At 63.0% G+C, this 3,123-nt stretch carries 5 protein-coding genes and 2 pseudogenes; 3 read left to right on the top strand and 4 right to left on the bottom strand.

All coding sequences use genetic code 11. From position 1 onward, the window contains the following. Positions 1-315: integrase core domain-containing protein (locus H537_RS0119160; RefSeq protein ID WP_211235045.1), on the top strand; the 315-nt coding region annotated here is incomplete at its 5' end. Between the two features lie 39 nt (positions 316-354). Here the strand turns inward: H537_RS0119160 and H537_RS0119155 are convergent. The 3 genes and pseudogenes from H537_RS0119155 to H537_RS44270 form a co-directional block, all read right to left on the bottom strand. Next, positions 355-837: pseudogene (locus H537_RS0119155) on the bottom strand (recombinase family protein); the annotation flags it as partial. Positions 838-1,128: 291 nt separating this feature from the next. After that, positions 1,129-1,581 carry a helix-turn-helix domain-containing protein gene (locus H537_RS0119150; protein ID WP_028999102.1) on the bottom strand — a complete coding sequence of 151 codons (453 nt, stop codon included), beginning with the start codon at positions 1,579-1,581 and terminating at the stop codon, positions 1,129-1,131. Between the two features lie 154 nt (positions 1,582-1,735). After that, a complete protein-coding gene (locus H537_RS44270) occupies positions 1,736-2,032 on the bottom strand; it encodes a DUF5372 family protein (protein WP_156901860.1) in 297 nt (98 codons plus the stop codon). Between the two features lie 38 nt (positions 2,033-2,070). Here H537_RS44270 and H537_RS0119140 point away from each other — a divergent pair. After that, positions 2,071-2,277: pseudogene (locus tag H537_RS0119140) on the top strand (integrase core domain-containing protein); the annotation flags it as partial. 94 nt (positions 2,278-2,371) lie between these two features. Beyond that, a complete protein-coding gene (locus tag H537_RS53250) occupies positions 2,372-2,725 on the top strand; it encodes a helix-turn-helix domain-containing protein (protein ID WP_156901859.1) in 354 nt (117 codons plus the stop codon). A 303-nt stretch (positions 2,726-3,028) separates the two neighbouring features. Here H537_RS53250 and H537_RS51385 read toward each other — a convergent pair. Then, the coding region (locus H537_RS51385; protein ID WP_156901858.1) for a hypothetical protein at positions 3,029-3,123 on the bottom strand (95 nt) is incomplete at its 5' end.

Here is a 3,123-nt window from a genome sequence, read left to right as displayed (position 1 = left end):
ATCTTCCATTCGGACAGGGGCGCCCAGTACTGCAGCCACGAGTTCCAGCGCGTCCTGCGCGGCTATGGCATGCGCTCTTCCATGAGCCGCAAGGGGAATTGTTGGGACAACGCCCCGACGGAAAGCTTGTGGGGGCACCTCAAGGTTGGCAGACTGCACGGTCGCAAGTTCGCGACGCTGCGCCAGGCGATGGACGAGGTCGTTGCCTGGATGACCTTCTATAACTACCGCCGGCTGCATTCCTCGCTGGGCTACCTGAGCCCTATGCAGTACGAGCAACGCTGGCATGCGGCACAGCACAAGAACGCCGCATAGAACGAGGGCTAAGAACTACGGGAAACAGGGGCAAGGTCAGATGCCGCCCTGCAGCCGGCTGTTGAGCACGTGCAGTTCCGCCTCGCTCATGGTTCCCTTGAGCCCCAGCAGTAGCCGGTCGTTGAAGTGAGCCGGGTCGTACACGCCATCTTCGTCCAGGATCAGCGTGTGCGACATCGCCGCGAGCTCCAGCAGGCGGTGCCAGTCGGAGTTGTTGCGCGCCAGACGCGACACCTCCAACCCCAGCACGATGCCGGCGTTGCCCATGGCCACCTCCGACACCAGACGTTGGAAGCCCTCACGCCCATCGGCATGCGCGCCCGACTGTCCCAGGTCGCCGTCGATGACGTGCACGCGCTCCGTCGGCCAGCCCAGGGCTACCGCGCGCTCGCGCAGCGCGTACTGCCGCTTGGTACTCTCGGTGTTCTCGAACACTTGGCGCAGCGAGGATTGGCGCACGTAGAGGAATGCATCGCGCCGCAGATGGTCGGCACTAACCTTCATGGCCGCATCAGTAGACATGTTGCACCTGCGATTGGACTGCCAGCACCATGTTGGCCAGCTGGCGCACGAGCTGGCGGTCGTGCGTGCCGGCAGTCGGTGGCGCCGCCGTGCTCGGCGCTGCGCAAGCTGATGAATGACCTGCCATGCCACTTGTGGCAAGCACGGCCAGGCCGTGCCATAAGCCGTGGAACGCGATGGCTGCCATCGCATGCGAGTCGGCATGCCCATACAGCACCGCGGCGCGCAGGTCCTCGTAGACCTGGATAGCGGCGGCCGGCAGGGCCGGACCGCAGGCGGCGACGCGGTGCCTCAGCGTTTTTTTATTCGCGCCGCACAACGCTCGATGGTGCGCGGATGCAGTGAGATGCCCAGCTGTGATTGAACCAGCGAGACCAGTGCACGGGCCTGCAGTGGACCGCCTTCGCTCTGACGCTGCTCGATGATCGACATCACGTCGGCGTTGACCTTGTGCGGCGTCTTGGGCCCGCGCGGATGAGGCAACAGGCCCGTGATGCCCTCGCGCTCGAACGCGGCCTCGGCCTGGTAGTACGTCGGTCGCGACAGACCGAACAGTGCCGCGGCCTCGGCCTTGGTTACGCCATCCTCGTGGGCGTGGCGCAGCATCTCGTACTTCACCTGCACCAGGTCGTTGGGATCGAAGAAGCCACCGGCGCGGAACCACGGCGCTCGTACAGCGTGCGGCCGCGGGTTGAGCACCTTGTGCTCGCGCAGCCGTTGGGTCTTTGCATCGGGCTTGAACATCGGCTGGTACTCCCGGGCTACGTAAATGAAGATATGCCGCAGCCTGCAGAAGTTCAACCATGCCCCATGCATGGCGTTGGTCTACGTCGAGGAACGCCGGGTCCATGGCAGCAAGGCACGCAAGGGCGGATACAGCTATGCGGCGCATATAGCTTTACACCTGCGGCGCAATTCCCTTGACGCTGTCAGCGCGTCCCCAGGCTCGCTCGATCTCATCAAGGAGTCGTGCCAACGCTACCAAGTCGTCTACCCGCAGGAACGACCTGCCACCTGCCGCCTGGGTGAACAGGTCCGGCTCATCGACGTCCGTCCACGATGCCAGCAATGAACGAACGTGGCCGTCCTCGTCGAAGTACATCACCCGGTCTTCGCCCCAGTTGATCTTGCGGGTAGCCAGCATGAAGCGCCGGCCGTGCCAGGGGTGGAAGGGATGCGTGATCTGGAATTCCATTCGCGCTTGACCGCCTGCACAACGTGCAGTCGTGGACTCAGGAGAACGGCATCGCCGAGAGCTTCGTCAACACGTTCCGCCGCGACTACGTCAGCCGCATGGACCTGACCGACGCGGCGACTGTGCTGGCCCAACTGCCGGCGGCGTTCGAGCACTTCAATGAGGTACACCCCCACTCCAGCCTGAAAATGCGCTCGCCGCGCGAGTTCAGGCAGCAACGAAGTCAGGCGTTAACCAACGGATAGGCCGTGTCCGGGGATACGGGGGCAAGACCAGCGGGCACATCAGGCGCTGCGCGAAGCCAAGACGGTAGAGGAGTTGCGCCAAGCGCAGGCCGAGGTGCTGCCGCTGCCGGTGGGCGTGTCCATTGAGCAGACAGCTGCGGTGCTGGGGGTATCGGTAGGCTCGGCGTGTCAGCTTCGTCGGCGCTTTATCAGCGCAGGCCCAGATGGACTGGCCATCCGGTTTCTTGCCGATTTTTTAGCGCTGGCTCAGGGTCCTGGCCGAATTCACGCCGCGGGTGCCATGGCGGCAGCGCAGGTGTCGAGTTCTACCTGCGCAGCGGCCTGGCTCGCTTGCCATTGTTGTTTCAACGGGCTGCTTACGTGTGGCCTCAATCGTGGAAATCCAGATTGGGACATCGTGCAGCTCGGTGCCGTGCTGTCATTTGTATCGCGTATGCAGCACCAGTGATGTACGCAACTTTGCTTGGGATCCAACAACTGCCTTGGTTGTGTGAACGGCGAAAACGAGCCACGCCACACAGCAGCAGCTCATTGCTATTCCGATAACGCTCCCTATCACGACAGTCGCGTCGAAGGATGAAACTGGTAGACGGACGAACGATCCACCATGATTTCCAGCAGCTGCTTTGACCCAAAGAATGTGCTTCGTTGATACTGCACCGAATTTCACATAAGCGCGATTGCCGGCAGCTACAGCCAGGGCTTTACTGCCCCAACCGCGGCTGCCGAGTGAACGTGCAGGCTGAGGATTTCAGCAGCGCTCGAAGATGGCCGCGATGCCCTGGCCGCCGCCGATGCACATCGTCACCAGCGCGTAGCGGCCCTGGATGCGCTGCAGCTCGTGCA

The organism is Azohydromonas australica DSM 1124 (assembly GCF_000430725.1).
Lineage (GTDB): Bacteria > Pseudomonadota > Gammaproteobacteria > Burkholderiales > Burkholderiaceae_C > Azohydromonas > Azohydromonas australica.
This window is presented reverse-complemented; position numbering and strand designations above follow the sequence as displayed.

Coding starts and splice junctions, on each gene's coding strand:
- H537_RS0119150 (WP_028999102.1), bottom strand. CDS start 1,581: ATGTTCAAGCCCGATGCAAAGACCCAACGGCTGCGCGAGCACAAGGTG.
- H537_RS44270 (WP_156901860.1), bottom strand. CDS start 2,032: ATGGAATTCCAGATCACGCATCCCTTCCACCCCTGGCACGGCCGGCGC.